The sequence below is a fragment of the Microcystis sp. M49636_WE2 genome, assembly GCF_030065375.1.
Lineage (GTDB): Bacteria > Cyanobacteriota > Cyanobacteriia > Cyanobacteriales > Microcystaceae > Microcystis > Microcystis aeruginosa_C.
The window spans coordinates 1-5,343 of the sequence record NZ_JASJFG010000060.1 but is presented as its reverse complement, the minus strand read 5'-3'; the positions used below and the strand labels follow the sequence as shown (position 1 = coordinate 5,343).

The 5,343-nt window shown below is 38.3% G+C and carries 5 protein-coding genes; 1 reads left to right on the top strand and 4 read right to left on the bottom strand.

All coding sequences use genetic code 11. The features are described 5' to 3' along the window. Positions 1 to 578: bluetail domain-containing putative surface protein (locus PX484_RS01420; protein ID WP_288102700.1), on the top strand; the 578-nt coding region annotated here is incomplete at its 5' end. 273 nt (positions 579 to 851) lie between these two features. On the opposite strand, the gene PX484_RS01415 is transcribed toward PX484_RS01420, so the two are convergent. From PX484_RS01415 to PX484_RS01400, 4 genes are all read right to left on the bottom strand, one after another. Next, positions 852 to 1,631, bottom strand: coding sequence for a hypothetical protein (locus PX484_RS01415; protein WP_004267978.1), 780 nt, complete (start codon positions 1,629 to 1,631; stop codon positions 852 to 854). A gap of 151 nt (positions 1,632 to 1,782) precedes the next feature. After that, positions 1,783 to 3,918, bottom strand: a complete 2,136-nt coding sequence (locus tag PX484_RS01410; RefSeq protein WP_287768394.1) for a glycosyltransferase — start codon at positions 3,916 to 3,918, stop codon at positions 1,783 to 1,785. Continuing rightward, entirely contained in the window at positions 3,912 to 4,157 is a 246-nt protein-coding gene (locus PX484_RS01405) for a hypothetical protein (RefSeq protein WP_288102699.1), read from the bottom strand. The genes PX484_RS01410 and PX484_RS01405 overlap by 7 nt, the downstream gene beginning before the upstream one ends. Before the next feature lie 55 nt (positions 4,158 to 4,212). Further along, positions 4,213 to 5,343: ABC transporter ATP-binding protein (locus PX484_RS01400; RefSeq protein ID WP_288102698.1), on the bottom strand; the 1,131-nt coding region annotated here is incomplete at its 5' end.

The following is a 5,343-nucleotide window of genomic DNA, read 5'->3' as shown; positions in this document are numbered from 1 at the left end:
TTGATGATGTTATTGGCACTAATCAAAGTGACACGATTACTGGTGATGGCCAAGCTAACATCCTTTCGGGTAACGCTGGTAATGACATTATTAATGGGGGTTTAGGTAAGGATATCTTGAATGGCGGTTCTGGCATTGACACCTTAACTGGTAATGCAGATGCAGATATCTTCGTTTTTCAATTTGGACAATCTACCATATCTAATCCCGATCAGATCACCGATTTTACCATCAATACCATCAATCCCGCCAATGCTGATACAATCGGCTTATCATTCTTGCCGGTTAGTTTTACTCGCGCTGCTAATAGCACTGCTACTACCACAACGGCCTTAGCGACTCAGGTATTTACTGATGCAAATGGATTATTGGCTGGTAATCAAGCTTTAGGCGCCAGTAGCGCTGCATTAGTGCAAGTAACTAGCGGTGTGATCGCTGGAACTTACCTATTTATCAATGATAGCACTGCGACATTGTCATCCACCAATGATTTATTGGTAAATATCACTGTATTGAGCGGTACTTTACCCGGTTTCGGAAATATTACACCAGTAAGTAGTTTCTTTACTGTTGTTTAATTATTATTGAAAGAGTTAGGAGAAATATCTCCCACATTGCGTTCCCAGGTAAAACCGGGGAACGCTTTATTGAGGTTATTAAAATTAGCAGAAGTCTAAAAATTACTACAGTAAAAGAAGCACAAATGCTGAATCCTGTAATAAAACTTACGGCGTTTCTTATAAAGATGAAGTATGACCTAATTTGGTATCGACGACCGAAGACTGGATCCTGACTCCCGAAAACGAAAACTTTGTACTTTACCATTAAGATAAATGCTATATACCGTAGCATTAATCATTGTAATAGAAGTTAAAATCTTTTAAGGCTAATATTCTCTGCTTATTTAAGCGATAATGATAGGCCACACGAAACTTTAACTTTTCCCAGTCGCTTTTTTGAATTTTGTTTTTACCAGAGGAAAACTTAAGATGTTCGACAAATTCACGCTCGATCATGTCAGACCATTCGCTAGGATAAGTAGGTAAACCTGCTTTCGCCGCGGCTAACCCCATTACTGGACCATCTGCACCATGAAGGCGGTGTATTTCTAAATATTTGGCAATTATTCCCCAATAATAAATGAATTCTTCTTCTTTTTTGCGATTTTTTCCGACAGCAAAGATAAATTCCCCAACATAGGGAGCGTTTTCAAAATCTATATCCAACTTCTGCGCCACTTTCTCATAATAAGGAATATTTTCGGGTTGATAACGAGTTAAATGAGCTTTTAGATTCTTGATTGTGCCGAAAACTCCGTCAAGATTATTAAATTGTTCAGGAAACACTAAGGATTTTATTAATCGAATATCCGTATCAATTTGAATAGTCATGTCGTAGCGTTCTAAGGCTTTCTCAATAGCAAAACGCCTGTCATTATAGGGAAACATGATACTATCCTGAATATGTTTAATGGCAATTACGTTACTTAAATCTTGAAAATCCCTTGGCTCATCAGTCAATATTAGATATTGAATACCGGGATGGTATTTTTCCAGATCCCGCGCTACGTTGACTGCACAGGAACGATACTTTTTGCCGAGAGCTAAACCGCAAAAACAATAACTATTCATTAATCACCGTCTGAATTTTTGTCTAGGTTCAGTCTAGCTTATCTTAGAAAATTCGTCAATACAAATCGTCGTTTTCGGGGTTAATTTGGTCAAAATAGGTTTTTAATTCGGCAAAATTATAGACCTGTGGGAGAAATGAGCTTTATTCTTATTAACTATCCTTAGCAACAATTCCTAGATTCGATAACAAAGCTTGTAGGTTAGTTTGCACGGTAGCGGGTTGATATCTCTTAATAGTTTCTAGGGAATTATCAGCGAGTTTTTGCCATAATTCCCGATGATCATAGAGTTCGATCACTGCGCGGGCAAATTCCTCGGCAGTATCGGCAATTAGAACATCTTGGTGGTCAATTAATCCCATACCTTCGGCACCAATTTTTGTGGTAATAGTGGGTAATCCTAGGGAAAGACTTTGACCTATTTTACCCTTCATTCCCGCACCAAATCGCAGGGGAGCGACAAAAATGCGACTCTTTTGGAAATAGGGTTCTACTTCGGGAACATAACCGGTAACAATCACTTGATCATTGGCTAATTCTTTTACTTCATCCTTGAGGTTACTTCCCAATAAATTAACGGTAATATCGGGACGGGATGCCCAAACTAAGGGCATAATTTCTAAACATAACCACTTAACTGCATCAATATTAGGAGGGTGATTATAGCTACCAATAAATACTAAACCCGATCGCTGGTCAAAGGCAACTTTTTCTGACAGGGAAATTTCTTCATGGATATTGGGGATTACCCAAACATTTTTCACTCCCAAAGAGGATAAAACCTGTTTTTCGTCTTCCGTTACTAATACGGTTGCTTCCGCTTGATTAGCATAGTTTAACTCTAATTTCTGATAGGTTTGCCAACTCCAGCTAGTATTTTGGTAACTGGGATCGAGATAGTCTTTTTGTCGTTTTAAACGTAGAAAATGTAGGTCAATTGTATCATAAATAATTGGCACTTTTGTTTTTAAGCGAATTAAATCCATATATTTATCGCACAATTCGGGACGACACAACCAAACTCCATCGATCAGGGGTAAATATTTGATTAATTTTTCTTCTAGATTATATCTTTGCGCTGTGCCATAAATAACCTCAATTCCCAGCTGTTGCAGTACAGAAGTATAGGGTTGTTCAGGATAGCCATTATCGGGAAAGAAAATCACTGAATAGCCTAAATTGAGCAGTAGCTTAAGAATATTTAATAAACGCACACAGCCGGATTCTCGATCGTATAGTGGAACGTAGGAATCGATGACTAAAATTGTCGGTTTTCCTTGTAAACGTCGGGCAGCTTTGGGGACATTATTAGCATCGTTATCTAGGTGTTTAGTTAATACCTTTGACCATTTTTCTCGAAACTTAGTTTGATTAATAACTTGATATTGTTTTGTCCCACTGGAAAGGTCTGTTCCCGAGGTGATTCCTTCGTAGTGAATGACGTTAGATTGGGGTTGATAGAGGACTTGATAACCCAATTCTCGGATGGCAAAACATAAGTCTGTATCTTCGTAATACGCGGGGATAAAGTCTTGACAAAAACCACCTAGTTGCTTAAATAAATCCGTAGGAACTAATAAACTGGCCCCCGAACAATAGTCCACGGGACGCACATAATTATATTCAGGTTCCTCGGGACTATCTAAGCGTCCATAATTCCAACCATCGGCAGAATTCCAGATAATTCCCCCCGCTTCTTGTTGTTTACCATTAGCATAAATTAATTTAGAACCCACCGCACCAACTTGGGGATTATTGATAATTAATTTTACTAAACTTTCTAGACAATTTTCCAGAATACGAGTGTCGTTATTGAGAAAGTATAGGTATTGACCTTTTGCTTGACTAGCCCCATAATTACAGGAACGAATAAACCCAGAGTTTTCTGCATTAGTTAATACTTTAATTCCTTTAACTAAAGTGGCTAATTGTTCTAAGGTTTCATCGCTGGAAGCATCATTAACAATGATTATTTCATAGGCTAAATCAGAACTTAGGTTAACACTCAAGGATTCCAGACAGTTAAAGGTGTAGGCAAATTGGTTATAAACAGGAATAATAATCGAGACTAAAGGATTGTCACTACTGGCAATTTCTAGGGGCCGGGGTTCGGCTAATTTAGCACTTTCGATCACCTGTTCTTCAAATTCAGAAGAACTCTTTCCCGTAAGAATTTTAATAATTTTTCGTTTCGTCTTTTTGAGTGCTGGTTTCCATCCTTCCTCTTGGAGACTAAAGACAAATTTTTTGAGCAGTTTTTTAACTTTAAAAATAATCATTATTACCATAAATACTCCTCTAGAGAAAACCAATCTTGTGCTAAATTTAAATTTCTTTCTGCTCTAATAATAGCTCCTTCCTTTAATTGTTGCTTGAGGTAGTTTCTCTGTTGTTCCATAATATATAATTTAATCGCTTCATTAATTAAATTATTATATTCTTTTTCAGGATAATCACTACTTGTCAACCATCGATCGAGAAGTTGCATGGTATCTTCAGGGAGAGTTATCTGAAGTTGTCTGGCCATTTTGTCTTTCCTAACCATATCTAGACAATAACAATTATAAACCCCTAGAGCGATTTTAGTTGCTGTCGGGATAAATTCTCGGAGCTGCGGCGATTAATTTTTGAGTGTAGGGGTGTTGGGGATGGCTAAAAATCTGTTCAGTGTCACCCATTTCAACAATTTTACCCGCAGTCATCACCGCAATTCGATCGCAGAGAAATCTCGCTAACCAAAGATCATGAGTTATAAATAAATAAGTGAGATTAAATAACTTTTGTAACTCTAACATTAACTCTAAAACCTGTGTCTGAACACTAGCATCGAGCATACTAACCGGTTCATCACAAATAACTAATTCCGGACGAGTAATTAAAGCGCGAGCAATGGCTACCCTTTGCTGTTGTCCCCCCGATAACTCCCTAGGATAGCGTCGATAAAATTCCTCTACCGGTGTTAAACCGACTCGATCTAACATTTCTAAAACCTGTTTTTTAGCGGTTTCTAGACTAATTTTTTGATGGATCAAAAGCGGATCGGCGATACTTTCTCCCACCGTCATTAAAGGATTGAGACAAGCGAGGGGATCCTGAAAAATCATCTGCATTAAGCGCCGTTTGGGACGCATTTTTTCCCCCGACAATGGGGTTAAATCTTCTCCTAAAAATTCCACTTTTCCCCCGGTGGGTTTAATTAACTGTAATAGGGTTCGCGATAGGGTACTTTTCCCACATCCCGACTCCCCAACTAAACCGAATATTTCCCCTCGATACAGTTCAAAATTGACTTCATCCACCGCTTTAATAAATTTCTTTTCTTTTTTTAAAAAACCATCTAAAAAGTTACCTTCTAGGGTATAATACTGTTTTAAATTATCCACCTTTAACACCGTTTCTTTACCTTGAATTGCTGTTAATTTTTCCTCCCGCAGCTGTAGGTGTAAAGCGGCGGCCAAAAGAGAACGAGTGTAGGGGTGTTCAGGTGTATTAAAAACTGTTTTTACCGCTCCCGATTCAACAATTTTGCCCCCCTGCATCACCGCTAATCGATCGCAATATTCTCCCACCAGCGCTAAATCATGGGAAATTAACAATAATCCCATCTGTTCCTCGCTACATAAACGCTTTAATTCCCGCAGAATTTCCGCCGAAACCGTCACATCTAAACTGGTGGTGGGTTCATCGGCAATAATTAACTTAGGGTTTAATAA